This window comes from Spirillospora sp. CA-142024 (genome assembly GCF_050942325.1).
GTDB lineage: Bacteria > Actinomycetota > Actinomycetes > Streptosporangiales > Streptosporangiaceae > Spirillospora.
Genome location: NZ_CP192077.1, coordinates 3,969,836 through 3,994,012, shown reverse-complemented (window position 1 = coordinate 3,994,012; position 24,177 = coordinate 3,969,836). Strand labels below are relative to the sequence as shown.

24 protein-coding genes are annotated in these 24,177 nt (G+C 71.9%); 10 read left to right on the top strand and 14 right to left on the bottom strand.

Features of this window, described 5'->3' with window-relative positions; all coding sequences use genetic code 11:
- Nucleotides 1–11: 11 nt before the first annotated feature.
- The 3 genes from rplT to infC all read right to left on the bottom strand — a co-directional run bounded on the left by rplT (nucleotide 12) and on the right by infC (nucleotide 1,366).
- Nucleotides 12–389 carry a 50S ribosomal protein L20 gene (gene rplT / locus ACQPZP_RS19335; RefSeq protein ID WP_021597478.1) on the bottom strand — a complete coding sequence of 126 codons (378 nt, stop codon included), beginning with the start codon at nucleotides 387–389 and terminating at the stop codon, nucleotides 12–14.
- 70 nt (nucleotides 390–459) lie between these two features.
- Nucleotides 460–654, bottom strand: a complete 195-nt coding sequence (gene rpmI, locus ACQPZP_RS19330; RefSeq protein ID WP_067468638.1) for a 50S ribosomal protein L35 — start codon at nucleotides 652–654, stop codon at nucleotides 460–462.
- Nucleotides 655–835: 181 nt separating this feature from the next.
- Nucleotides 836–1,366, bottom strand: a complete 531-nt coding sequence (infC, locus tag ACQPZP_RS19325) for a translation initiation factor IF-3 (RefSeq protein ID WP_433470008.1) — start codon at nucleotides 1,364–1,366, stop codon at nucleotides 836–838.
- A 621-nt stretch (nucleotides 1,367–1,987) separates the two neighbouring features.
- Between infC and ACQPZP_RS19320 the strand changes: the two genes are divergently transcribed.
- Together ACQPZP_RS19320 and ACQPZP_RS19315 are read left to right on the top strand one after the other, a co-directional pair.
- Nucleotides 1,988–2,476 carry an NUDIX domain-containing protein gene (locus ACQPZP_RS19320; RefSeq protein ID WP_433478996.1) on the top strand — a complete coding sequence of 163 codons (489 nt, stop codon included), beginning with the start codon at nucleotides 1,988–1,990 and terminating at the stop codon, nucleotides 2,474–2,476.
- 8 nt (nucleotides 2,477–2,484) lie between these two features.
- Nucleotides 2,485–3,423 (top strand): carbohydrate kinase family protein, encoded by a 939-nt coding sequence (locus ACQPZP_RS19315; RefSeq protein ID WP_433478995.1) that lies wholly within the window; start codon nucleotides 2,485–2,487, stop codon nucleotides 3,421–3,423.
- Here ACQPZP_RS19315 and ACQPZP_RS19310 read toward each other — a convergent pair.
- Nucleotides 3,399–4,103 (bottom strand): HIT family protein, encoded by a 705-nt coding sequence (locus ACQPZP_RS19310; RefSeq protein WP_433478994.1) that lies wholly within the window; start codon nucleotides 4,101–4,103, stop codon nucleotides 3,399–3,401. The two genes, ACQPZP_RS19315 and ACQPZP_RS19310, sit on opposite strands and share 25 nt — an antisense overlap.
- Nucleotides 4,104–4,255: 152 nt before the next feature.
- Between ACQPZP_RS19310 and ACQPZP_RS19305 the strand changes: the two genes are divergently transcribed.
- Complete coding sequence (locus ACQPZP_RS19305; RefSeq protein ID WP_433478993.1) at nucleotides 4,256–5,632, top strand: prenyltransferase/squalene oxidase repeat-containing protein; 1,377 nt, start codon at nucleotides 4,256–4,258, stop codon at nucleotides 5,630–5,632.
- A 5-nt stretch (nucleotides 5,633–5,637) separates the two neighbouring features.
- Here the strand turns inward: ACQPZP_RS19305 and ACQPZP_RS19300 are convergent, their stop codons facing one another.
- The 7 genes from ACQPZP_RS19300 to ACQPZP_RS19270 all read right to left on the bottom strand — a co-directional run bounded on the left by ACQPZP_RS19300 (nucleotide 5,638) and on the right by ACQPZP_RS19270 (nucleotide 12,969).
- Nucleotides 5,638–6,405, bottom strand: a complete 768-nt coding sequence (locus tag ACQPZP_RS19300) for a shikimate dehydrogenase (RefSeq protein ID WP_433478992.1) — start codon at nucleotides 6,403–6,405, stop codon at nucleotides 5,638–5,640.
- Nucleotides 6,406–6,512: 107 nt separating this feature from the next.
- Entirely contained in the window at nucleotides 6,513–7,673 is a 1,161-nt protein-coding gene (gene mltG, locus ACQPZP_RS19295; RefSeq protein ID WP_433478991.1) for an endolytic transglycosylase MltG, read from the bottom strand.
- On the bottom strand, nucleotides 7,670–8,128 hold the full coding sequence (ruvX, locus tag ACQPZP_RS19290; protein ID WP_433478990.1) for a Holliday junction resolvase RuvX: 459 nt from the start codon (nucleotides 8,126–8,128) through the stop codon (nucleotides 7,670–7,672). The genes mltG and ruvX overlap by 4 nt, the downstream gene beginning before the upstream one ends.
- 66 nt (nucleotides 8,129–8,194) lie before the next feature.
- Nucleotides 8,195–10,864: an alanine--tRNA ligase gene (alaS, locus tag ACQPZP_RS19285; RefSeq protein WP_433478989.1), complete on the bottom strand. Its 2,670-nt coding sequence runs from the start codon at nucleotides 10,862–10,864 to the stop codon at nucleotides 8,195–8,197.
- A gap of 2 nt (nucleotides 10,865–10,866) precedes the next feature.
- The gene (locus ACQPZP_RS19280) at nucleotides 10,867–11,187 is read right to left on the bottom strand and encodes a hypothetical protein (RefSeq protein ID WP_433478988.1); all 321 of its coding nucleotides are present in this window, start codon (nucleotides 11,185–11,187) and stop codon (nucleotides 10,867–10,869) included.
- Nucleotides 11,184–11,600 (bottom strand): DUF948 domain-containing protein, encoded by a 417-nt coding sequence (locus tag ACQPZP_RS19275; protein ID WP_433478987.1) that lies wholly within the window; start codon nucleotides 11,598–11,600, stop codon nucleotides 11,184–11,186. Before ACQPZP_RS19275 ends, ACQPZP_RS19280 begins: the two co-directional genes overlap by 4 nt.
- A gap of 106 nt (nucleotides 11,601–11,706) precedes the next feature.
- The gene (locus ACQPZP_RS19270; RefSeq protein ID WP_433479637.1) at nucleotides 11,707–12,969 is read right to left on the bottom strand and encodes a replication-associated recombination protein A; all 1,263 of its coding nucleotides are present in this window, start codon (nucleotides 12,967–12,969) and stop codon (nucleotides 11,707–11,709) included.
- Nucleotides 12,970–13,242: 273 nt separating this feature from the next.
- On the opposite strand from ACQPZP_RS19270, the gene ACQPZP_RS19265 reads away from it, so the two are divergent.
- The 4 genes from ACQPZP_RS19265 to ACQPZP_RS19250 all read left to right on the top strand — a co-directional run bounded on the left by ACQPZP_RS19265 (nucleotide 13,243) and on the right by ACQPZP_RS19250 (nucleotide 15,696).
- Nucleotides 13,243–13,692 carry a hypothetical protein gene (locus tag ACQPZP_RS19265; protein WP_433478986.1) on the top strand — a complete coding sequence of 150 codons (450 nt, stop codon included), beginning with the start codon at nucleotides 13,243–13,245 and terminating at the stop codon, nucleotides 13,690–13,692.
- Between the two features lie 104 nt (nucleotides 13,693–13,796).
- Nucleotides 13,797–14,429, top strand: a complete 633-nt coding sequence (locus ACQPZP_RS19260; RefSeq protein ID WP_433478985.1) for a DUF3105 domain-containing protein — start codon at nucleotides 13,797–13,799, stop codon at nucleotides 14,427–14,429.
- A complete protein-coding gene (locus tag ACQPZP_RS19255; RefSeq protein WP_433478984.1) occupies nucleotides 14,426–15,070 on the top strand; it encodes a DUF305 domain-containing protein in 645 nt (214 codons plus the stop codon). The genes ACQPZP_RS19260 and ACQPZP_RS19255 overlap by 4 nt, the downstream gene beginning before the upstream one ends.
- 65 nt (nucleotides 15,071–15,135) lie before the next feature.
- On the top strand, nucleotides 15,136–15,696 hold the full coding sequence (locus tag ACQPZP_RS19250; protein ID WP_433478983.1) for a TIGR03086 family metal-binding protein: 561 nt from the start codon (nucleotides 15,136–15,138) through the stop codon (nucleotides 15,694–15,696).
- 25 nt (nucleotides 15,697–15,721) lie between these two features.
- On the opposite strand, the gene ACQPZP_RS19245 is transcribed toward ACQPZP_RS19250, so the two are convergent.
- The gene (locus ACQPZP_RS19245) at nucleotides 15,722–16,957 is read right to left on the bottom strand and encodes a DUF349 domain-containing protein (protein WP_433478982.1); all 1,236 of its coding nucleotides are present in this window, start codon (nucleotides 16,955–16,957) and stop codon (nucleotides 15,722–15,724) included.
- 72 nt (nucleotides 16,958–17,029) lie between these two features.
- On the bottom strand, nucleotides 17,030–17,782 hold the full coding sequence (locus tag ACQPZP_RS19240; protein ID WP_433478981.1) for a peptidylprolyl isomerase: 753 nt from the start codon (nucleotides 17,780–17,782) through the stop codon (nucleotides 17,030–17,032).
- Between the two features lie 210 nt (nucleotides 17,783–17,992).
- On the opposite strand from ACQPZP_RS19240, the gene ACQPZP_RS19235 reads away from it, so the two are divergent.
- Genes ACQPZP_RS19235 through aspS form a run of 3 tightly spaced genes read left to right on the top strand, consistent with a single transcriptional unit; the run spans nucleotide 17,993 to nucleotide 21,738 of the window.
- Nucleotides 17,993–18,688 (top strand): MBL fold metallo-hydrolase, encoded by a 696-nt coding sequence (locus ACQPZP_RS19235; protein WP_433478980.1) that lies wholly within the window; start codon nucleotides 17,993–17,995, stop codon nucleotides 18,686–18,688.
- Between the two features lie 12 nt (nucleotides 18,689–18,700).
- A complete protein-coding gene (gene hisS, locus ACQPZP_RS19230; protein WP_433478979.1) occupies nucleotides 18,701–19,981 on the top strand; it encodes a histidine--tRNA ligase in 1,281 nt (426 codons plus the stop codon).
- Nucleotides 19,978–21,738 (top strand): aspartate--tRNA ligase, encoded by a 1,761-nt coding sequence (aspS, locus tag ACQPZP_RS19225; RefSeq protein ID WP_433478978.1) that lies wholly within the window; start codon nucleotides 19,978–19,980, stop codon nucleotides 21,736–21,738. Before hisS ends, aspS begins: the two co-directional genes overlap by 4 nt.
- 72 nt (nucleotides 21,739–21,810) lie before the next feature.
- Here the strand turns inward: aspS and ACQPZP_RS19220 are convergent, their stop codons facing one another.
- Nucleotides 21,811–23,985 (bottom strand): RelA/SpoT family protein, encoded by a 2,175-nt coding sequence (locus ACQPZP_RS19220; protein ID WP_433479636.1) that lies wholly within the window; start codon nucleotides 23,983–23,985, stop codon nucleotides 21,811–21,813.
- Nucleotides 23,986–24,177: the final 192 nt, after the last annotated feature.

Genomic DNA, 24,177 nt, shown 5'->3' with positions numbered 1-24,177 from the left:
GGTCACCCGGCTCAGGCCGCCTCCGAACCCTCGGCCGGGAGCGCGTCCTTGGCGACCTTGACCAGGGCGGCGAACGCCGGGGCGTCGTTGACGGCGAGCTCGGCGAGCATGCGCCGGTCGACCTCCACCTCGGCGGCCTTCAGGCCCTGGATGAACCGGTTGTAGGTGATGCCGTTGGCGCGGGCCGCGGCGTTGATCCGCTGGATCCACAGTCGGCGGAACTGGCCCTTGCGGTCCTTGCGGTCCCGGAAGGCGTAGGTCATCGAGTGGAGCTGCTGCTCCTTGGCCTTGCGGTACAGGCGCGAACGCTGCCCGCGGTAGCCGCTCGACCGCTCCAGGACGACCCGACGCTTCTTGGCGGCGTTGACCGCCCGCTTCACGCGTGCCACGTGCTGAACTCCTTCGTGGGGGCCGGGGCCTTCCGGGCCTCGGCCGGTCGCTGATGTTGCTGGTCGGGTGCTACTTGCGCAGCAGCTTCTTGATGTTCTTGGCGTCGGCGTCGGCCACGACGGCCGGGCCGGACAGGCGGCGCGTCCGCTTGGTGGGCTTGTGCTCGAGCAGGTGGTTCTTGTTGGCGCGGCGGCGCATCACCTTGCCGGAGCCGGTCAGCTTGAAGCGCTTCTTGGCACCGCTGTGGGTCTTGGTCTTCGGCATGGTCGCCGTCGTCTCCCTCTTTCCCGGCCTCCGTGCGGGACGCGCGGAGGCGCGCCTGATCGGCGCACCGCACGGGGTCCGTGGACGCGCCAGGTCAGGCTTCAATGTACGTGCGCCGCGACCCCGCTCTGCCGCGAGGTCGCGGAGTGGGGACCGCCGCTCGGGCGCCCCGCAACGGCCGTCAGGCGGTGCTCTCGGCGTCCTGCCCGCGGGCCGTCTTCTTCTTGTGCGGACCGATCACCATGATCATGTTCCGGCCGTCCTGCTTGGGCCGCGACTCGACGAAGCCGAGGTCCTCGACGTCGTCGGCGAGCCGCTGCAGCAGCCGGAAACCGAGCTCGGGACGGGACTGCTCACGACCACGGAACATGATCGTGACCTTCACCTTGTCCCCGGCCTTCAGGAACCGCACCACGTGACCCTTCTTGGTCTCGTAGTCGTGCGGGTCGATCTTCGGGCGGAGCTTGATCTCCTTGATGACCGTGTGCGCCTGGTTCTTCCGCGCCTCACGCGCCTTCATCGCGGACTCGTACTTGAACTTGCCGTAGTCCATGAGCTTGGCGACGGGCGGGCGCGCGGTGGGCGCCACCTCGACGAGGTCGAGGTCCGACTCACGCGCGAGTTCAAGGGCCTTGGCGATGGGCACGATGCCCACCTGTTCGCCGTTCGGGCCGACGAGCCGGACCTCGGGCACGCGAATGCGGTCGTTGATACGCGGTTCGGCGCTGATGGGACCTCCTTGGGGCCGTTCTCAAGTTCGTTGGACCGGTCGTACCCCGAGGCTTCCACGAGAAAAGCCCCGTACGACTCGCGCACGGGGCCACCTTCGGTCTCCCCGAGCGGCCGTGCCGCCCAGGGACTACGGCGGGACGGACGTCGAGCGCCCGTTCGCCGGACCGAGACCCACCGGCTTCGGGGTCTGGGGTCGTCCCCAGATGAGCACCGCGGGCTCCTGCGAAACCGCCCAATGGGCGGTGAGCAGCGTCCACGGCCTTCGGCCGGTCAGGTGGGAGGTGGCCTCCGCTTGCGCGCCCGGCACGCGCTGCCACATGGTCGCGCGCACAGGGCCGGTCGGCCACCAAGACTACCACCTGGCGGGACCGCGTGCGCCGTACTGGACCGCCCGCGTGACACCGTGGCCGCGCGGGCGTTCGGGTGAGGTACGCCACCCTCCTCAACCGACCCGGACGCCGGCCCATTCCCGGCGACGCGCTTCCTCCGGGACGCGGGTGAGGGAGTTCTGGCCCGGCTGGCGTCTCGGCCTCCGGGCGGCGGCTTGTTACGGTGGAGCGGAAACGGCCCGGTGGGGCCGGCACCAGGGAGGTTTCCCGCGATGCCCTCGGTCGAGGCCGGCGCGGCCGGCCCCCTCACGGCCTTGTCACCGATCGGACTGCAGTTCGCGCAGAAGGCGTTCATCGCGTCCGGCGGACGGCTGCTGCTGGTCCGCAAGTCGGCGTCCGACCCGTTCCATCCCGGCCGCTGGGAGGTGCCCGGCGGGCGGCTGGAGGTCGGCGACCTCGATCTCGACGACCACATCCGGCGCGAGGTCTGGGAGGAGGTCGGCCTCAAGATCGAGCCGGGGCCGCCGTTCCATCTGTGGCAGTGGTTCATGCCCGACCGCGGCCCCGCGGGCGGGCGGATACGGGTGGTCGCGGCGGCGCGCCGCTGCCGGCCCGTGTCCTTGGACGCCACCCTGGAGAACCAGGACGCCGGCGACCATCTCGACGGGTGCGCCTGGGTGCCGCTGGACGAGGTCGGCGGCTACGACCTCATTCCGAGCCTGCGCCCGGTGATGCGGGCCTTCCTCCACCAGGCCGGCTGAGCCCGGGCATGACGCCGCCCCGATCGCCCGCCGAGTGGCCGGGCCTGGACGGGGCGGCCGAACGCCGGTTCGCCCTCTTCGTCGTCGGGGACGCCGGGATCGAGGTGCGCGCCTCCCTGCCGGACGTCCGGTTCGCCGACCTCGACGCCGACCGCCTCGCCTACGCGCCGGCGCGGGCCATGGCCGCCGGGACCGCGGTCAACCTCGCCCGGTGCGCGACGGGCTACTTCCGCCGGGTCGGCGTGCTGGCCAAGATCGGCGACGACGACTACACGGACGTGATCCGCCGGGAGCTGCGGCGGATCGGAGCCGACGACCACCTCCGCGTCGAGCCCGGCGTCCCGAACGGCGTGTCGGTGATGCTGCGCGACCGCCCTCGCGGGGACGGGCCCGGAGTCCGGCTCCTGGTCGTCCAGGACGAGCCGCCGGCGCGGCGCCTGACCGCGGAGGACGTGCGCGCCGCGGCGCACGGCATCGAGCACGCCAACGTGCTAGCCATCGACGGGTACGCGCTGCTGTCCCCGGTCTCGCGGGCGGCGCTGCGCGAGGCGGTCCGCACCGCCCGCGCGGCGGGGACCCGGGTCGCGTTCGACCTCGTCCCGCACGACATCGACGCGCGGCTCCCGGTGTCCGATGTGCTGCCGATGCTGGAGGCGGCGGACCTGGTCATCTCCGAGGCGCACACGCTGGCGCGTCTTCTCGGACGACCGGCACCGGCCGGCGGAAACGAGCTCAGGGGGCTTCTGCCGGTACTGGATCGCGACGTGCGGAACCGGCCGTTGTGGCTGTTGCGGTTCGGTGCGACGTCCCTGGAACAGGTGCTCGCCTACGAGCGGGGACGGCTGCTCATGGAGTACCCGACCGGCTATACGCCCGGCGTGCGGCGCGCGGGCTTCGGCGACCGGATGGCCGCGTGCGAACTCTACTGGTGGCTGTCCGCGGGGTGATCTTCGTCCGGGAGGGCGGCCGTCGCGGCGCGCATCGCCCCGAGGGTGCGCAGGAAGCGCCGCCTGCTGCCGGGAAGTCCGAACGTCTCCTGCCAGCGCCAGGTCTCGCCCTGGCCGGTGACCGTCACGGCCCAGCGCAGGAACTGGCTCCGCACGCCGTCGCCCGGGTGCACGGTCGCGACGCCGCCCTCCTCTATCAGCAGATAGGAACGGCCGGTGCGGAAGCAGGCCCGCAGGGCGGCGTGGTCGGCGGGCGTTCCGGGACGTCCCTCCCGCTCGACCACCGCACGCACGCCCGGCGTCCCGGGCAGCAGGTGCCAGTGCGCGTGGTCGACGCACGCGCCGCCGCCCTGTGGCGTGGCGGGGCCGTGTTCGAACAGCAGCAGCTCACCCGTCCTGTACGCCTCGCGGTAGAGGCGGGCGACGCGGTCACGCCAGTGCAGGGCGCGTTCCCACATCTCCCGGCCGAAGTCCCCGGCGCACTGGTGGTGGTCGCGCGTCACGAGGAGGAGATGTCCCTCCACAAGAGGGGCCACGTCCGGTATCAGGAGGAAGTCGCGGTCACCTGCGATGACGCCCGACTCGCCGGGCAGACCGGCAATGCCGTTGAAGCGGAACCGCAGCGGGGGGCACAGGACGCAGTCGTGATCGGGCTCGTTCCAGACGGTCGGCTCGGCCAAGCCACCTCCAGCATCGCGGAACGCGGGAGCGGTCTCCCTCCAGCGTGCCCGGTGCCGCGCGTCCGCGATCTGTGCGAGCGCGGATACAGACATGGAGCCAACGAGGTACAAAACCTGACTCGGCGGGAACAAAATAGTCAGAAGGCTACATCGTGAACCAGACACCTCCGCTCCCCGTCCCGGCACCCCGCTCCGCCGCCATGTCCCGTTCCCAGATCCCGGCCATCGACATGGCGGTCCTCGAAGCGAGACTGAACGAGTCGCTGGACGTCCTGCGCGACACCTACGCGCCCGCGCTCGGCACCGGCGGAGGCTGGTACCACGAGCTCGCGCGGCCGGAACCCGGCACCACCGCCACCGCCCTCGGGCTGCTGGCGTTCGTCGAGGCCGGCCGCGCGTTCGAGTACTTCGACGACGGCCTGGCATTCCTCGCCGCGCGGCAGACGCGTTCGGAGGACGCGCTGCGGGACGGCGGCTGGGCCACCAAGACCAGCCTCGGCATGCCGGTGGTCGAGGCCACCGGCTGGATCGCACGGTTCCTCGCCCGCGCCCGCTGCGACCTGCGCGACGACGCCCCCGACCTCAAGCGCGCCTACCGGTGGCTGCTGCGCAACCAGAACCCCGACGGCGGATGGGGCTCGCTGCACGGCTGCCCGTCCCGGGTCTGGCTGACGTGCCTGGCGCTGCGCGCGCTCAGCCAGCTCAATCCCTACGATCCCGCCGTGGACCGGGGCGTGGAGTGGCTGACGGCCGACCGGACCGCGCACCGTCCCGCCTGGGGGCCGACGCAGGCGTCCCGCCCCACCGTCACGCACACCGCCTTCGCGCTGGTGACGCTGGCCGAGGCGCGCCCGGACCTGCGGACCGAGCGGCTGCTGGACGCCTACGACTGGCTGCTCGGCAACCTCGACCCCGACGACGACCACACCTGGATCGAGACCTACGACGTCTCGCCGCCCGGCGCCTCATGCCGCGCCGCCGCAGAACACGGGCCCCATCCGGTGTGGCGGCTCGCCCTCTGGCACTACGGGCTGCCGATCGCGCTCACCGCCCTGCTGCGGGACCCTCGCGGCCCGCACGGCCCCGCCGTCGCCCGCGCCTTCCGGACCCTCGTGCGGGGGGAGATCACCGACCCGCGCTGGAACGGCTACCCCGGCAGCGGCCGCACGTCGCTGTGGACGCTGTGGTGGCGGATGGAGACGCTGATCACGCTCGCCCGCCTCCCGCTCGCCGGGAACGCCGACGTCCTGCACTGGCTGCCGGACGCGACGGTCGTGCAGCGCTCCCACGCCCGGGAACGTCCCCTCACCGAGCTCCTGCCGCACCGCCGGCTCGTCGACCCGGTCGGGTTCGTCCAGCGGCACTGGGCCGCGCTCCTGCTGGGCCTCGTGTGCGCGGGCAGCGCGCTGGGCGTCGCCGCGGACCTGTGGGGCTGGAAGGACTTCTGGCTGAGCGTCATCCTGCCCATCATCCTCACCAGCATCGACGAGTCGGTGAAGCGGCGCCGCACCCAGCGGGCCCCTCCCTGAACCCGTCAGCCGCGGCGGGCCAGCTCCGCCTCGCCCGCGGCGCGCATCGCCTCCACCGGCACGTCCTCGCGGCCGGTCATCAGCGCCACCTGGCGGACGGCCTGGTGCAGGAGCATCTCGAACCCGCCGACGACCGTGCCGCCGGCCCGCTGCACCGCCGTCGCCAGAACCGTCGGCCAGGGCGCGTACACCACGTCGAACAGGGCCGCGCCGGATTCGGCGACCGGCTCGGCGAACGCGTCGGCGGACCGCCCGGGAAGCGTCGACACCACGAGATCCGCCGGCAGGCGGGCGGCCACCCGGTCGAGCGTGACGACCCGGACCGCGAGCCCGAACCGCTCCCCCACCGCGGCGGTCCCGGCGGCACGCTCGGGTGTCCGCACCGCGAGCACCGCCTCGCGCGTGCCGAGGCCCGCGAGCGCGGCCAGCGCCGACGCCGCGGTCGCGCCGCCGCCCAGCACCAACGCCGACGCCGGCGCCTTCAGGCCGGCCTCGGCCAGCGCCGTCTCGATGCCGTACACGTCGGTGTTCTCGCCGTGCCGCCGACCGCCCCGCAGGACGATCGTGTTCGCGCCGCCGACCTGCACCGCGAGGTCGGACACCGTGTCCACGAGGCCGAGCGCGACGCGTTTCAGCGGCATCGTCAGCGACAGGCCCGCCCAGTCGGATCCGAGCCCGTCCAGGAACGCGCCGAGGCCGCCCTCGCCGCACTCGACCGCCTCGTAGGACCAGCCGTCCAAGCCCATCGCCGCGTACGCCGCCCGGTGCAGCACCGGCGACAGCGAATGCGCGATCGGCGACCCGAGGACCGCCGCCCGGCCCGCTTCTCCGGGGGGTGCGGGGGGACGTCCCCCCACAGAAGATCGGCCCGTTCCCACGCTCACTGGCCCGGGTGCGCCTTCTGCCACGCCCGGAACTCCTTCTCGATCTGCTGCCGCTGCTCGTCCGTCGTGGCGAACTTCGTGACCTTGTTCGTCGGGTCGGTCGCGATGAAGTACAGCCACGTCCCGTCCTTCGGCGCGAGCGCCGCCTCGATGGCGTCCGGCCCCGGGTTGGCGATCGGGCCGGGCGGCAGTCCCTTGTGCGTGTAGGTGTTGTAGGGCGAGTCGACCTTGAGGTCCTCGTTCGTCACGGTCAGGGTGCGCCTGTTGAGCGCGTACAGGACGGTCGTGTCGAACTGCAGCGGCATGCCGCGCGCCACCCGGTTGTAGATGACCCGGGAGATCTTCGGCAGGTCGCTGGGCTTGCCGCCCTCCGCCTGGACCAGGCTGGCCAGCGTCATGACCGTCTGCGGGCTGAGCTTCGCCTCGCGTGCCTTGCCGACGAGGTCGACGCTGTCGGCCTCCTGGGTGAACCGCGCCACCATCTGCTTGAGGATCTGCTCGGCGGTGCCGTTCGGGTCCAGGTCGTAGCGGCCCGGGTACAGGTACCCCTCCACCTTGCCCTTCGCGTACGGCGGCAGCCCCAGGGACTGCGGCTTCTTCGCCACCGCCTGGAACTCCTTGGCGGAGATGCCGGTCTTCTTCGCCAGCAGCTCGAAGACCTCCACGGCCCGGCGCCCCTCCGGGATCGTGACCTGGTTCCCGGCCCGCGACTTCGGGTCCAGCAGCAGCGCCATCGCCGCCGACGACGACATCCTCTGCCGCATCTGGTAGAAGCCGGGCTGGATGCCGGAGGCACGGACCTCCTTGTTGTACGCCTTCACGAACGCGCGGGCGCTCTTCACCACGCGGTGCTGCTGCAGCGTCGTCCCGATCACCGAGCCGCTCGCGCCGTCCTTGATCTGGACCGTGACGTTCCCGGTGCCGCGCCCGTCGTAGTCCGGCGGATGCCACTGGTTGTCGAGCCACGCGTACCCGAGGACGCCGCCGGTGCCGAACACCGCCACCAGGAAGGCCATCGCGAACAGGGCCGCCGCCCTGCCGCTGCGCCTGCGCCTGCGCTGCCGTCTGCGGACGCGACGCTGGTCCCGCCTGGTGAGCCGCTCCTCGGACGGTCGCCCGTCGCCGTACGGATCTGAGAAGAGGTCCAAATCGTTCATGAGCTCCCCCGGACGATCTCTCCCGGGGGGCGTCCCGTCAACCGTTCCGCGTCCAGGGCCGCCTGGAGGAGGACCGCCGCGGCGGCCTGGTCGACGACCTTGCGCCTCGCCTGACCGTGCACTCCGCCGGCCCGCAGCCCGCTCTCCGCGGTGACGGTGGTGAGCCGCTCGTCGTGCAGCCGGACCGTCTCCGGGGGGAGCCGGTCCGCAAGGCGGGCCGCGAACCTGCGCGCGGCCTGCGCCGCCGGGCCCTCCCGCCCCGACAGCGAGGTGGGCAGGCCGACGACCACCTCGATCGCCTCGTGCTCGGCGGCCAGTTCCAGGAGACGGTCGATGTCGCCCTTGCCGCTCTTCACGGTCTCCAGCGGGGACGCGAGAATCCCGCCGGGGTCGCACCGGGCGACCCCGACGCGCACGCTCCCGACATCGACCCCGAGCCGAACGCCCTGCCTCATCGCTCGTGCCTCATCGCCGTGCCTCCGTCCGGCCCGGCCGGCTTCTCCCGCCCCGTCGTGCCGGGCTCACGCGGCCCCTACTGCTCGTTCGACGGCGGCGAGTGCCTCGTCCACGGCCGCGGCGTCGGCGCCGCCTCCCTGGGCGAGATCGTCCTTGCCGCCTCCTCCTCCGTCGAGGGCCCTGGCCGCGAGGCCGACGAGCGCGCCCGCCTTGAGGCCGCGGTCGCGCGCGCCCTGGGTGACGGCGACGACCACGACGGGACGGTCCTTCGGCACGCCGGTGACCATCACGACCGCGGGGCGGGCCGTGAGCCTGCCGCGGATGTCGACGGCCAGCTTGCGCAGGTCGTCGGCGCCGGTCCCCTCGGGGGCGCGGTGCCCCACGAACGCGATGCCGCCGATGTCCTTGGCGGCGTCGGCGAGGGACCCCGCGATCGCGAGGACCTGCTGGGAGCGGAGCTTCTCCAGCTCCTTCTCCGCGTCGCGGAGCCGGGTGACCACCCCGGAGATCCGCTCGGGCAGCTCCTCCTTGCGGGCCTTCATCTGCTCGGCGAGCTGCGCGACGAGGACGCTCTCGCGGGCCAGGAAGCGGAACGCGTCGATGCCGACGAGCGCCTCGACGCGGCGGACCCCGGCGCCGATGGACGACTCGCCCAGCACCTTGATCAGGCCGAGCTGCCCCGAGCGGGCGACGTGGGTGCCGCCGCACAGCTCGCGGGAGTAGTCGCCGACCTCGACGACCCGGACCTCGTCGCCGTACTTCTCGCCGAACAGGGCGAGCGCTCCCATCGCGCGGGCCTCGTCGATGGAGGTGTGGAAGGCGCGGACGTCCAGGTCGCCGACCAGGACCTCGTTGACCTCGTCCTCGACGTCCCGGAGCACGCTCGGCGGGACGGCGCCCGACGCGGTGAAGTCGAACCGGAACCGCCCGGGCGAGTTCTCCGACCCGGCCTGGGCGGCGGACTCGCCGAGCGCGCGGCGGAACCCGGCGTGCACCATGTGGGTCGCGGTGTGCGAGCGGGAGATCGCCCGGCGGCGCTCCACGTCGACCTCGGCGTAGGCGGTGTCGCCGGCCTGCGCCTCGCCGCTGCGGACGCGGCCGCGGTGCACGACGAGGCCGGAGAGCGGCGTCTGCACGTCCGTCACCTCGATGACGGCGCCGTTGCCGAGCCGGATCAGGCCGTGGTCGGCGAGCTGGCCGCCGCCCTCGGCGTAGAACGGGGTGCGGTCGAGGACGACCTCGACCTCGGTGCCCTCCCCGGCGGCGGGCGCGTTGGCGCCGTTCACCAGCAGCCCGACGAGGCGGGCGTCGCCGGCGAGGCCGCTGTAGCCGGTGAAGTCGACCTTGCCGCCGGCACCGGTGAGCAGCTCGTCCAGGACGGAGACGTCGAGGTTGCCGGTCTTCTTGTCGCGGGCGTCCCGCTTGGCGCGGTCCCGCTGCTCCTTCATGAGCCGGCGGAAGCCCTCCTCGTCCACCTGGAGGCCCTGCTCGGACGCCATCTCCAGGGTGAGGTCGATCGGGAAGCCGTAGGTGTCGTGCAGCTTGAACGCCTGCTCACCGGCCAGCCTCGCGCCGCCGGACCGCTTGGTCTCCTCGACGGCCGTGTCGAAGATGGCGGTGCCGGTGCGGAGCGTCTGGAGGAAGGAGTCCTCCTCGGCGTCGATGACGGTGTGGATGTTCGCGGCCGTCCGCACCAGCTCGGGGTACTGCTCGCCCATCGCCTTGATCGCGACGGCGGTGAGCTCGTGCATGAGGCCGGCGTCCTGGCCGCCGAGCAGCCGCAGGTTGCGGATCGAGCGGCGCAGGATGCGGCGCAGCACGTAGCCGCGGCCCTCGTTGGACGGGCGGATGCCGTCCGCGACCATCATCGTCCCGCTGCGGACGTGGTCTGCGATGACCCGCAGCGACACGTCCGCGCGGTGGTCACGGCCGTAGGACGCGCCGGTCAGCCCCGCAGCGCGGTCGAGGACGCGCCAGAGGGTGTCGGTCTCGTAGATGTTGTCGACGCCCTGCAGGATCGCCGCCATGCGCTCCAGGCCCATGCCGGTGTCGATGTTCTTGGCCGGCAGGTCGCCGAGGATCGGGAAGTCGGTCTTGCTCTCCCCGGGGCCCCGCTCGTACTGCATGAAGACGAGGTTCCACACCTCCAGGTAGCGGTCCTCGTCGGCGACCGGGCCGCCCTCGCGGCCGTACTCGGGGCCCCGGTCGTAGTAGATCTCCGAGCAGGGGCCGCACGGGCCGGGGACGCCCATCGACCAGAAGTTGTCCTCCATGCCGCGCCGCTGGATGCGGTCGAGGGGGACGCCGACCTTGTCGTGCCAGATGCTCTGGGCCTCGTCGTCGTCGTTGAAGACGGTGACCCACAGCTTGTCCTCGGGGAACCCGAAGCCGCCGTCGTCCCGCGACCGGGTCAGCAGCTCCCAGGCGAACGGGATCGCCTGCTCCTTGAAGTAGTCGCCGATGGAGAAGTTGCCCAGCATCTGGAAGAACGTGGCGTGCCGGGTGGTCTTGCCGACCTCTTCGATGTCGGGCGTCCGCACGCACTTCTGCGCGCTGGTCATCCGCTGCGACGGCGGGGTGCGCTGGCCGAGGAAGTAGGGCTTGAACGGGACCATGCCGGCGTTGACCAGCAGCAGGGTCGGGTCCTCGGCGACCAGGCTGGCCGAGGGCACCACCGTGTGCCCGCGCTCCTCGAAGAACCTGAGGAAGCGGCGTGCGACCTCTGCCGACTCCATGATCAGTTGCCATCCTTGTCGTCGTCGATGATCGTGTATCTCGCCTTGAGCACCCGGCGGGGCCGGGGATCCCCGGCGTCCGGGGGAGCCTGGTCCATGCGGACGGCCTCGCGCAGTTCCTCTTCGCGGGCCTGCATCTCGGTACGGACGTCGGAGGCGAAAAGCCTCAGCCGGTCTCCGGCGCTCTGCCCGGTCGACACGGCACGGGCCGCGACCCCCTCGGGGGACCAGGTGCGTGTGAACCGCTCGACGCGCCGCTTGACGCGGTGCGTGACGTAGACGCCGGCGCCCGCGCCGACGCCGAGCCAGAACAGCCGTCTCATCCGCGTCCCTTACCCGAGGACCGCGTCTGCAGCGCCGGCCTGCCGGACGGGGACCGGTCGTCGCCGTCGCGGCCGCCGAGGGCCTTGCGGACGCCGTAGGAGAAGGCGGCGGCCTTGACCAGCGGCCCGCCGACCACCGAGGTCATCACGGTGGTGACGGCCGAGACGTTCTGGGTGACGCCGGCGACCTGCTTGGTGATGACGTCGGTGCGGCCGAGCTGCTCGTTCGCGCGCTTCACCGTCCGGGTCATGTCGTCCAGCAGCGGGCCGGCCTGGTCTCCGATCTCCTGGACGACCTTGCTGGCCTCGCCGAGGAGACGGGAGAGCTTCAGCAGGGTGAGCGCGATGAACGAGACCAGCACCGCCCAGAACACGGCCACGATGAGACCTGCTAGCTGTCCACCAGTGAGCATCAGGGCTTTCCGTTCGCGTGAGTTCGGCTCGAAGGCCGGGCATGGCTTGACAGACCTTACCGTTCCGCCACCCCACATGGCGGGAGCACCGGCCAGGCCGGACCGGTCATCGCCGGTCGGCGGCGCCGCGCAGAACCGAGCGGATCCGGGCGAGCACCTCGGTGAACCGCGACTCGGCACCGTGCCTGGTCGGGCGATAGTACTCCCGGCCGTCCACCGAGTCGGGCGCGTACTGCTGCTTGACCACGCCGCCGGGATGGTCGTGGGCGTACTTGTAGCCCTGCCCGTGCCCGATCTTCGCGGCGCCCTTGTAGTGCGCGTCGCGCAGATGCCCCGGGACGGGCCCCGCGAGGCCCTTGCGGACGTCGCCGAGCGCCCCGTCCACCGCCATGATCACAGCGTTGGACTTCGGCGCCAGGGACAGGTGGATCACCGCCTGCGCGAGGTTGATGCGGGCCTCGGGCAGGCCGACGAACTCCACGGCCTGGGCCGCGGCGACGGCGGTCTGCAGCGCGGTCGGGTCGGCCATCCCGACGTCCTCGCTGGCGTGCACGATCAGCCGCCGGGCGATGAACCGGGCGTCCTCGCCGGCCTCGATCATGCGGGCCAGGTAGTGCAGCGCCGCGTCGACGTCGCTGCCGCGGATGCTCTTGATGAACGCGCTGATGACGTCGTAGTGCTGGTCGCCCTCGCGGTCGTAGCGGACGGCGGCCCGGTCGACGGCCTTCTCCAGCACGTCCACGTCGATCGCGCCGCCGTCGGCGACGACGAGCGAGGCGGCCTCCAGGTAGGTGAGGGTCCGGCGGGCGTCGCCGCCGGCCAGCCGGATCAGGTGGTCCTCGGCGGCGGCGTCGAGGGTCACCGCGCCGTCCAGCCCGCGCTCCTCGGTGAGCGCCCGGCGGATCACCTCGCGCAGGTCGTCCTCGCCGAGCGGCTCCAGGGTCAGCAGCAGCGAGCGCGACAGGAGCGGGCTGATGACGGAGAAGAACGGGTTCTCGGTGGTGGCGCCGATGAAGGAGACCCAGCGGTTCTCGACGGCGGGCAGCAGGGCGTCCTGCTGGGCCTTGTTGAAGCGGTGCACCTCGTCGACGAACAGGACGGTCTGGCGCCCGGTCATGCCCAACTCGCGCCGTGCCAGGTCGATCTCGGCGCGGACGCGCTTGACGCCGTCGCTGACCGCCGAGATCTCCACGAAGCGGCGGGACGTGACGTGGCTGACGACGGTGGCGAGGGTGGTCTTGCCCGTTCCGGGCGGGCCCCACAGGACGAGCGACATCGGCACGTCCCGGTCGACGAGCTGCCGGATCGGCGTGCCGGGGCCGAGCAGATGGGCCTGCCCGACGACCTCGTCCAGCGCGCGCGGGCGCATCCGGACGGCGAGCGGCCGCTCCGCGCCGCCCCCGCCCGGCGCGGCCGGCCCGGCCGGCGCGGCCGACGCGGCCGACGCGGTCACCGGCTCCGGGGCCGCGCGCTCCGGCGCCGGCGCGTCGAAGAGGCCCTCCGGCTCGCCCGATTCCGCCCTGCTGGTCACGCTCCGACACTATCTCGGGGCAGGGACGTTCCCGGCCGTCCGGCGGGGCGGGAACCCGGGGCCCGGCTGTGGCGTTGGAAGACCCCGGAAGGCGCATTCAGGAGCGTGACGGTGTCCGGTACGGCCCCACGTCGGCGCCACGGGCTCGCCGGTCTGCTCGTGGCGCTGTTCGTCGTGGGCGGACTGGTCTTCAGCTACGGCCTGGGGCACGCGCCTCCGGCGCGCGTATGCACCCAGCACGCGGTGAGCGTGCCCGTCACCGTCGCCGAAGCGTTCACCGGCCACGCACAGCCGGACGCCGGGGTTTCGCCGCTCAACGGCCATCACAGCCCCGTACACGCGGCGCTGACCGCTCCGCCCATGAAGGTCCCCTCACAGGCGCCGATGGAGGCGTGCCTGTGCCTGGCCGTGCTGTTCACCCTCGTGCTGCTCGGGCTGGCGGCCTGGCTGGGGCGCCCCCTCACGCGTCTTCCCGCCCGCCTCGGCTGGGCGCTCGCGCCGCCGCCCGGTGCCGCGGCCGTCCTCGCGTCCACGCCCTCTCTCCAGGTTCTCCGGCTGTGACGGACCGGCCTTAGGGCCGCCCGCACCGCCGTACCGACCCCTGGTCGTGTTACGGCGCTGCCTCCTGTCCGTAGAGATCCGCAGCCGCTGAGAGGACCGCCCTCATGTCCAAGAGCGCCCGTAACAAGAACGCACGTGGCAACGCCCTTAACAAGAACACGAAGAAGAACGCACTGACGCAGCCCGAGGTCCCGTGGGGGGCCATCGCCTTCTTCGGAGCGATCGGCCTGGTGGCGGTCGTCGCCATCGGTTACGCGTTCATGCTGACCAGGCCGTCGTCCGCCGACGACTCCGCGTCCATCAGCGGCCTGGTGACCAAGGACGGTCTCGGCCGCGGCCACGTCGCCGGCACCGTCAAGTACGACACCGCCCCGCCGATGGGCGGCGACCACAACCCCGTCTGGCAGAACTGCGACGGCCGCGTCTACGACGCGCCGCTGCAGAACGAGAACGCCGTCCACTCGCTGGAGCACGGCGCCGTCTGGATCGCCTACCGCCCCGGCCTGGCCGCCGACCAGCTCACAGCGCTCAAAGCCAAGGTCACCGGCACCGACTACACGCTGCTGAGCCCGTACCCGTCCCTGGACGCGCCGATCGCGCTCACCGCCTGGGGCAAGCAGCTCAAGCTCCAGAAGGCGTCCGACCCGCGCGTGGACCGGTTCCTGCGCACCTTCGTGAAGGGCCCGCAGACGCCCGAGCCGGGCGCCGCCTGCGACGGCGGCAAGGACACCCCGTGAGCGAGGACGCCGCGGCGCCGCGGGGACGGCGCGTCACCGTCGTCCTCGCCGCCCTCGTACTGCTCGCCGGGGCCGTCCTCATCGCGCTCGCCGTCTCCCGCTCGGAGCGGCCGGGCACCGACGGCCCGGAAGCCGGATTCGCCCGGGACATGAGCGCGCACCATGCCCAGGCGGTGCGCATGTCGTTCATCGTCCGGGACCGGACGGACGACCCGGATGTCCGGCTGCTGGCCTACGACATCATCAACACCCAGTCCGCCCAGATCGGCATGATGACGGCGTGGCTGGACGAATGGCGGCTGCCGAAGGCCGACCCGGCCGGCCCCATGCGGTGGATGTCCGGCCACGGCGGCCACGGGGAGGGCGGCCACGGGGAGGGCGGCACGGCGACGATGCCGGGCATGGCGACGCGCGAGCAGCTCGCCGAGCTGGAGAAGGCGTCCGGCCGCACCGCCGAGGTGCTGTTCCTGCGGCTGATGATCGCGCACCACCGCGGCGGCGTCGGCATGGCGGAGGCGGTGCTGGCCCGCACCGGGCACGACCGGGTGCGGCGGCTGGCCCGCACGATGGTGGAAGGCCAGCAGGCGGAGATCACGCAGATGAACGCGATGCTCCGGCGGCGCGGCGGCCCGGCCGCGTGATCGCGGGCAGGCGACCTTCGCGATAGCGCTTGACAGCGAGGTCGGATCGCGCGTCACTGACCACCATGGCTCACAACCTCAGCGGCTACCACCGGGCCCTCGACCTCTTCGAGGGCCTGGTGGCCGGCGTCCCCCGCGACGGGTGGGACGTGCCGTCGCCCTGCGACGGATGGACCGCCCGGGACGTCGCCGGCCACGTGACCGGCGGGCAGTCCCTGATCAGGGCGCTGGCCACTGGGGAACCCCAGCCGGACGTCAACACGGATCCCGGGCGGTTCGTCACGGGCGACGTCCTGATGAGCTGGCGGACGGCCCGCAAGGAGTGCGCGGCGGCCCTCACCCCGGACGCGCTCGACCGTCTCATCCCCTTCGGCGGCCTGGGCGACCTGCCGCTGGGCGACTTCCTGGAGGGCTACATCCTGGAGCCGCTGGTGCACGCCTGGGACCTGGCCCGGGCGACCGGCCAGCCGTCCCGCCTGGACCCCGACCTCGTCCACCACGCGTTCGCGACCGCCCAGGTCGTCGCCGCCCCGCTACGCGCCGAAGGCCACCTGGCCCCGCCGCTCCCCGCCCCGCGCGGCGCCGACGAGCAGACCCGCATGCTCGCCTTCTTAGGCAGGTGCTAGCCCCGGGGGCCGCCTCTCCGGGAGGTCACGAGAATTCGGCGAGGGTGCGTTCCGCCTCTTCCAGCCAGGCGCGGCGGGCGCTGAGGGCCTCCTCCGCCTCCTTGACGTCCTTCTCGCGGCCGGCGTCGCGGGCCTTGCCGAGGCGCTTCTCCAGCTGCTCGATGGAGCTGCGCAGCTGACCGACCGTCGCCTCGGCGCGGGCGCGGGCCTCGGGGTTGGTGCGGCGCCACTCGTTCTCCTCGGCGGAGCGGACCGTCTCCTCGATCTTGCGGAGCCGGCCCTCGAGCCGGTCGCGCTGGTCGCGGGGGACCATGCCGGCGGCCTCCCAGCGCTCCTGGATCGCGCGCAGCGCCTGCCGGGCCTGCCGGACGTCCCGGACGGGCAGCAGCCGCTCCGCCTCGGCGAGGATCTTCTCCTTCTCCTCGGCGTGCTCGCGGAACTCGGCGTCCCGCTCGGCGAACGCGGCGCTACGGGCCTGGAAGAAGGTGTCCTGGGCGCCCTTGAAGCGGGCCCACAGGTCCTCCTCGGCGTCCCGGGAGGCGCGCCCGGCCACCTTCCAGCGGCGCATCAGGTCGCGGTAGGCGGCGGCGGTCTCGCCCCAGTCCGTGGAGCCGGACATCGACTCCGCCTCGACGACCAGGCGCTCCTTCTCCCTGCGGGACTCCTCGCGCTGGTCGTCGAGGGTGGCGAAGTAGACCTTGCGGCGCTTGGTGAACGCGTTGCGGGCGGCCGACAGCCGCTTCCACAGGGCGGTCTCGGTGGGGCGGTCGATGCGGTCGGCGGCCTTCCACTCCTCGACCAGCTGGCGCAGCCGCTCGCCGCCGTTCTTCCAGTGCGTCTCCTCGACCGCGATGCGCTCGGCCTCGGCGACGATGCGCTCCTTGACCTCGCGGGCCTCGTGGCGGTGCTGCTCGCGCTCGGCCTTGACCTGCTCGCGGCGCCGGCCGACCTGGGCGGTGAGGCCGTCCAGGCGGCGTCCGAGCGCGTCGAGGTCGCCGACCGCGTGGGCCTCGGAGACGGCCTCGCGGAGCCGGTCGATGCTCTGCTGGGCCTGGGCGGGCTGCAGGTCGGTGGTGCGGACCCGCTGTTCGAGCAGGCCGATCTCGGTCACGAGCGCGTCGTACTTGCGCTTGAAGTAGGCCAGGGCCTCTTCGGGCGCACCCGCCTGCCAGGACCCGACGACCCGCTCGCCGTCGGAGGTCCTGACGTACACGGTGCCGTCCTCGTCCACCCGGCCCCAGGGATCGGTCGCGCTGGACACCCTTGCCTCCTGAATCGCGGGTCCGGACGACTCACGCCCTCCGGACCCTCCACACCTTAGTATCCCGTTCGCCTATTTCCCGGCGATCGTGACGTCCTGGATCTCTACCTTCTTCTTGGGCTTGCCGTCGCCCTTGGGGGCCGAACCCGCCTTGGCGATTTTCTTGAGCACGTCCAGCCCCTTGGTGATCTTGCCGAAGACGGTGTAGTCCGGCGGAAGCTGCGAGTCCTTGTAGACCATGAAGAACTGGCTGCCGTTGGAGTCCGGCAGCTGGCTGTGCGCCATGGCGAGCGTTCCTTCGAGGTACGTGGCCCCATTGGTGTTCTCGTTGGCGAACTGGTAACCGGGCCCACCCGTTCCCTTGGCGGTCGGGTCGCCGCACTGCAGGACGTTGAGCGCGCCGCTCGTCATCCGGTGGCACTCGGTCTTGTCGAAAAAGTTCTTCTGCGCCAGATAAGCGAAGGAATTGACCGTGCACGGCGCCTTGTCGCCGTAAAGCTGAATCTCCATGTCGCCCTGGCTGGTCTTCACCGTGGTCGGGACGATGTCCTTGTAGGCGGGCTTCGCCGGCGGGGTGCCGATGTCCTTGGGCGCGCCGTCCTGCTGGGCCGCCTTGTAGGCGCATTTCGGCTCGGCGGCCGTGGACTTGTCGTCCTTGCCGGTGAACACCATGAACGCCACGCCGCCGACGGCGATGACCGCCACCGCGGCGGCGGCGCCGATGATCTTGAGGCGGCGCGCCCGCGCCGCCTCCTGAGCCCGCCGCTGCTGCTGGCGCTCGTAGCGTTGCCGCGCGAGCTGCTTCTTGCGGTCCTTCGCCGCCACGTACCTCGCCTCTCCGGTGTGATCAGGTGAACGTGCAGCGCATAGTAGCGGTACCCGGGAGTAAAAGCGTCTCCACTTTCAGGGAGCGCTTTCCGGCCGGTTCTCCCCACCCGCCGCGACACGGCGACCGGCCATCTCGTTCGCGGTGGCCATGGCCGCGCCGGTACCCTCGGACACGCCCACCCGAGATGGTTCCAGGAAAGGACGGCCGTGCTCGTCGCCGGGTTCCCCGCTGGCTCGTTCGCCGCGAACTGCTATGTCGTGGCGCCCGCCGCGGGCGAGGAGTGCGTGATCATCGATCCCGGCCAGGACGCCGAGGCCGGCATCGAGAAGATCCTCCGCGAGCACCGGCTGAAGCCGGTCGCGGTGCTGCTCACGCACGGTCATCTCGACCACGTCTGGTCGGTGGCGCCGGTCTGCGGCGCCAAGGACGTCCCCGCCTACATCCATCCGGACGACCGCGACCTGCTCACCGACCCGGCCAAGGGCCTGTCGCTGGGCGCCGGGCAGCAGCTGTTCGGCGGCCTGGAGCTGTCCGAGCCGGACGACGTCCAGGAACTGGCGGACGGGTCGGTGCTGGAACTGGCCGGGCTGAGCCTCACCGTCGACCACGCGCCGGGCCATACGCCCGGGTCGGTGACGTTCCGGACGCCGAAGACGCAGGAGATCCCCGACGTGATGTTCACCGGAGATCTCCTGTTCGCCGGGTCCATCGGACGCACCGACCTGCCGGGCGGATCGTACGAGGAGATCCTCACCAGCCTGTCCCGGGTGTGCCTGACCATGCCCGACGAGACGGCGGTCCTGCCCGGCCACGGTGAGCAGACCACAATCGGCCGCGAGCGCGCCACCAATCCGTTCCTCTCGGAGCTGTTGCCCGCGGACGGACCCAACAAGGGATTCTGAGCCTAAAAGATCATGAGTTCGAGCTTCCGGGCCCCCAAGGGGGTCAGTGAATACGTCCCGCCTCGGGCGGACCTCTTCTACGCCATCCGCGAGGCGTTCGCCGAGCAGGCGCGGCTCGCCGGCTACGGCTACCTGGAGCTGGCCGTCTTCGAGGACACCAACCTGTTCCGGCGGGGCGTCGGCGAGTCCACCGACGTGGTCTCCAAGGAGATGTACACCTTCGAGGACAGGGGCGGCCGGTCGCTGACGCTGCGTCCCGAGTTCACCGCGTCGGTGCTGCGGTCCGTCCTGGAGAACAACCTGCACAAGGGCGCGCTGCCGGTGAAGGTGTGGACGACCGGCGCCGCGTTCCGCGCCGAGCGTCCGCAGCAGGGCCGCTACCGGCAGTTCTACCAGCTCGACCTGGAGGCGATCGGCAGCGAGGACCCGCAGGTCGACGCCGAGACGATCGCGATCGCGTGGAACTGGTACCGCTCCCTCGGCCTGACCCGGGTACGGCTGCTGCTGAACTCCCTCGGCTGCAAGGAGTGCCGCCCCGCCTACCGCGCCCTGCTGCAGGACTTCCTGCGCGGCCTCGACCTGGACGACGACACCCGCGCCCGCGTCGAGATCAACCCGCTCCGGGTACTCGACGACAAGCGCCCCAAGGTGCGGGAGCAGCTCACCGGCGCCCCCCTGATGGCCGACCACCTGTGCCCCGCCTGCAAGGCGCACCACGACCGGGTCCGCGAACTGCTCGCCGACCTCGGCATCGCGTGGGAGGACACCCCGACCCTCGTCCGGGGCCTGGACTACTACACCCGCACCACCTACGAGTTCGACCACCCGCTGCTCGGCGCCCAGTCCGGGATCGGCGGCGGCGGCCGCTACGACGGGCTGTCGGAGGACATCGGCGGCCCGCCGCTGCCCGGCATCGGGTTCGGCCTCGGCCTGGACCGCACGATCCTGGCGCTGGAGGCCGAGTCGCAGGAGGGCGGGGGCGCCGCGTTCACCGCCAAGCCGCGCTGCGAGGCGTTCGGCGTCGCGCTCGGCGACACCGCCGAACGGCGCATGTTCGGGCTCGTCGCCGAACTGCGCCGCGCCGGGATCGCCGCCGACATGGCGTTCGGCGGCAAGAGGCTGAAGGGCGCCATGAAGGACGCGGACCGCTCGGGCGCCCGCTACGCCGTGATCCTCGGGGAGCGAGATATCGCGGACGGCGTCGCCCAGGTCAAGGACCTGGCCGCGGGCGAGCAGACCGCCGTCCCGCTCACCGACCTCACCACGACGTTGAAGGAAAGGCTCTCCAAATGATCCGCACCCACGAGGCGGGGACGCTCCGCAAGGAGCACGCCGGGCAGCAGGTCACGCTGGCCGGCTGGGTCGGCCGCCGCCGCGACCACGGCGGCGTCACGTTCATCGACCTGCGCGACGCGTCCGGCACCGCCCAGGTCGTCTTCCGCGAGGAGGACGCGGCGCACGACCTGCGCTCGGAGTTCTGCGTCAAGGTCGTCGGCGAGGTCCGCGTCCGCCCCGCGGGCAACGAGAACCCCGAACTGCCCACCGGCGAGATCGAGGTCGCCGCCGCGCACATCGAGGTGCTGTCGGACGCGGCGCCGCTCCCGTTCCCCATCGAGGGCGACGTCAACGTCAACGAGGAGATCCGGCTCAAGTACCGGTATCTCGACCTGCGCCGCGAGGGCGTCGCCCGGGCGATGAAGGTCCGCTCGGAGGCGTCGTTCCTGACGCACGAGGTGATGCGCGAGCACGGCTTCGTCAACGTCGAGACCCCCACCCTCACCCGGTCCACGCCGGAGGGCGCCCGCGACTTCCTCGTGCCCGTCCGGCTCAAGCCCGGCCACTGGTACGCGCTGCCGCAGTCTCCGCAGCTGTTCAAGCAGCTGCTCATGGTCGGCGGGCTGGAGCGCTACTACCAGATCGCCCGCTGCTACCGCGACGAGGACTTCCGCGCCGACCGGCAGCCGGAGTTCACCCAGATCGACATCGAGATGTCGTTCGCGGACCAGGACGACGTCCTGAAGGTCGGCGAGGACCTCGTGGCCCGGCTGTGGCAGGAGATCGCCGGGTACGAGATCCCCCGGCCGATCCCCCACATCACCTACGCCGACGCCATGGCCCGGTACGGCTCCGACAAGCCCGACCTGCGGTTCGGCAACGAGCTGACCGACATGACCGAGTACTTCTCCGGCACGTCGTTCCGCGTGTTCCAGGCCCCGTACGTCGGCGCGGTGGTCATGCCCGGCGGCGCGTCCCAGACCCGCAAGGAGCTGGACGGCTGGCAGGACTGGGCGAAGGCCCGCGGTGCCCGCGGCCTCGCGTACGTGCTCGTGCAGGAGGACGGGACGCTCGGCGGCCCGGTCGCCAAGAACCTCTCCGACAGCGAGAAGGAAGGGCTCGCCGCCAAGACCGGCGCGTCCCCCGGCGACGCGGTCTTCTTCGGCGCCGGCAAGCGGCACGCGACGCAGGAACTCCTCGGCGCCGCCCGCCTGGAGATCGGTCGCCGCCGTGACCTGATCGACGAGTCGGAGTGGAAGTTCGTCTGGGTCGTGGACGCGCCGATCTTCGAACCGGTCGAGGACGACAAGGGCGAGCAGATCGGCTGGACGTCGGTGCACCACCCCTTCACCGCGCCGAAACCCGAGTTCGCCGACACCTTCCAGGACGACCCGGGCAACGCCCTCGCGGACGCCTACGACCTCGTCCTGAACGGCAACGAGATCGGCGGCGGCTCGATCCGTATCCACCGCGCCGAGATGCAGCAGCGGGTCTTCGACACCCTGGGCCTGTCCAAGCAGGAGGCCGAGTCGAAGTTCGGCTTCCTGCTGGAGGCGTTCAAGTTCGGCCCGCCCCCGCACGGCGGCATCGCCTTCGGCTGGGACCGCGTCGTCATGCTCCTCGCCCGCCAGGAGTCGATCCGCGACGTGATCGCCTTCCCGAAGGCGGCGTCCGGCTACGACCCCCTGACGGCCGCCCCCACCCCGATCGCCCCGCAGCAGCGCGCGGAGGCCGGCGTCGACTTCGTCCCCGAGGACGAGCAGGCAGAAAGCTGACCATGTGAGAACAGCAGGGGCGGCCGCCACGGCGTGGCGGCCGCCCCTGCTGTTCGGTGAGGGTGCCGTTCGTCAGCGGGTGGCGCCGCTCGTCACCCGGTAGACGTCGTAGACGCCGTCTATGGAGCGGACGGCCTTCAGGACGTGGCCGAGGTGCTTCGGGTCGCCCATCTCGAAGGTGAAGCGGCTGACGGCGACGCGGTCGCGGGTCGTGGTGACCGACGCCGACAGGATGTTCACGTGCTGGTCGGACAGGACGCGGGTCACGTCCGACAGGAGCCGGGGACGGTCGAGGGCCTCGACCTGGATGGCGACGAGGAAGACCGAGTCCTCGCCCGGGGACCATTTCACGTCGATCAGCCGGTCCGGCTGCGACTTGAGGCTCGCGACGTTGGCGCAGTCGGCGCGGTGGACGGAGACGCCGTGGCCGCGGGTGACGAAGCCGACGATGTCGTCGCCGGGCACCGGGGTGCAGCAGCGGGACAGCCGGACCCACACGTCGGGGTCGTCGGCGACGACGACGCCCGGGTCGCCGGCGAGGCGGCTCCGCTTGCGGCGGGTCGGCAGCGCGATCTCGGCGAGGTCCTCCTCGGCGCTCTCCACGCCGCCGAGCGCGTCCACGAGCTTCTGGACGACGTGCTGCGCCGACACCTGGCTCTCGCCGACCGCCGCGTACAGCGACGACACGTCCGGATAGCGCATGTCGCGGGCGAGGGCGAGGAGGGCCTCGCCGGACATCATCCGCTGCAGCGGCATGTTCTGCTTGCGCATCGCGCGGGCGATGGCGTCCTTGCCGGACTCGATCGCGGTGTCGCGGCGCTCCTTGGAGAACCAGTGCTTGATCTTGTTGCGGGCGCGGGCGGACTTGACGAAGCCGAGCCAGTCGCGGCTCGGGCCCGCGTCCTGCGACTTGGAGGTGAAGACCTCGACGGTGTCGCCGTTGTCGAGGGTCGATTCGAGGGGGACGAGGCGGCCGTTGACCCTGGCGCCGATACATCGGTGCCCGACCTCGGTGTGGATCGCGTACGCGAAGTCGACGGGGGTCGCGCCCTGCGGCAGCGCGATCACGTCGCCCTTCGGGGTGAACACGAACACCTCGGAGACCGACAGGTCGAAGCGGAGCGACTCCAGGAACTCGGCCGGGTCGGCGGTCTCCTTCTGCCAGTCGAGGAGCTGGCGGAGCCACTGCATGTCACCGGCCTTGCGGCCGCCGACCGTCTCCTCCTTGTACTTCCAGTGCGCGGCGACGCCGTACTCGGCGCGGCGGTGCATGCCCCAGGTGCGGATCTGCAGCTCGACGGGCTTGCCCTCGGGGCCGATCACCGTCGTGTGCAGCGACTGGTACATGTTGAACTTCGGCATCGCGATGTAGTCCTTGAACCGGCCGGGGACCGGGTTCCATCGCGCGTGGATCGAGCCGAGGGCGGCGTAGCAGTCGCGGACGCTGTCGACGAGGACCCGGATGCCGACCAGGTCGTAGATGTCGTCGAAGCTGACGTCCCGCGCGATCATCTTCTGGTAGATCGAGTAGTAGTGCTTCGGCCGGCCGGTGACGGTCGCCTTGATCCGCGCCTCGCGCAGGTCGGTGGAGACGTTCTCGATGACCTCTTGCAGGTAGACGTCGCGGCGCGGGGCGCGCTCGGACACCAGCCGGGCGATCTCGTCGAACCGCTTGGGGTACATGGTGGCGAACGCGAGGTCCTCCAGCTCCCACTTCAGCGTGTTCATCCCGAGGCGGTGCGCGAGCGGCGCGAACACCTCCAGGGTCTCGCGTGCCTTCTTCTCCTGCTTGTGCCGCGGCATGTAGCGCAGCGTCCGCATGTTGTGCAGCCGGTCGCCGAGCTTGATCACCAGGACGCGGATGTCGCGGGACATCGCCACGACCATCTTGCGGACGGTCTCGGCCTCGGCGGCCTCCCCGTACTTGACCTTGTCCAGCTTGGTGACGCCGTCGACGAGCGCGGCGATCTCGTCGCCGAACTCGCTGCTCAGCTGGTCGAGGGTGTAGGGGGTGTCCTCGACGGTGTCGTGCAGCAGCGCCGCGCAGAGGGTCTCGGTGTTCATGCCGAGCTCGGCGAGGATGGTCGCGACCGCGAGCGGATGCGTGATGTACGGGTCGCCGCTCTTGCGCTTCTGGTGGCGGTGGTAGTGCGCCGCCACGTCGTAGGCGCGTTCGATGAGCCGCAGGTCCGCCTTCGGGTGCGTGTTGCGGACCGTCTTGATCAGTGGTTCGAGTACCGGGTTCATAGCGGGGCCGCGCTGGGCGCCCAACCTGGCGAGCCTACGGCGCACCCGGGCGGCGGACGGCGGAATCGTGGCCGGCGTGGGCCTGGACGGGACGGCGGGCTCGGACGCGTCGTCGGCGTCCGGAGGAGTGCCTTGGCCTGTGGCTGCTGCGTCGGGGGAGGCATCTGTCTGGGGAGCCTGTGCGGGAGGAGT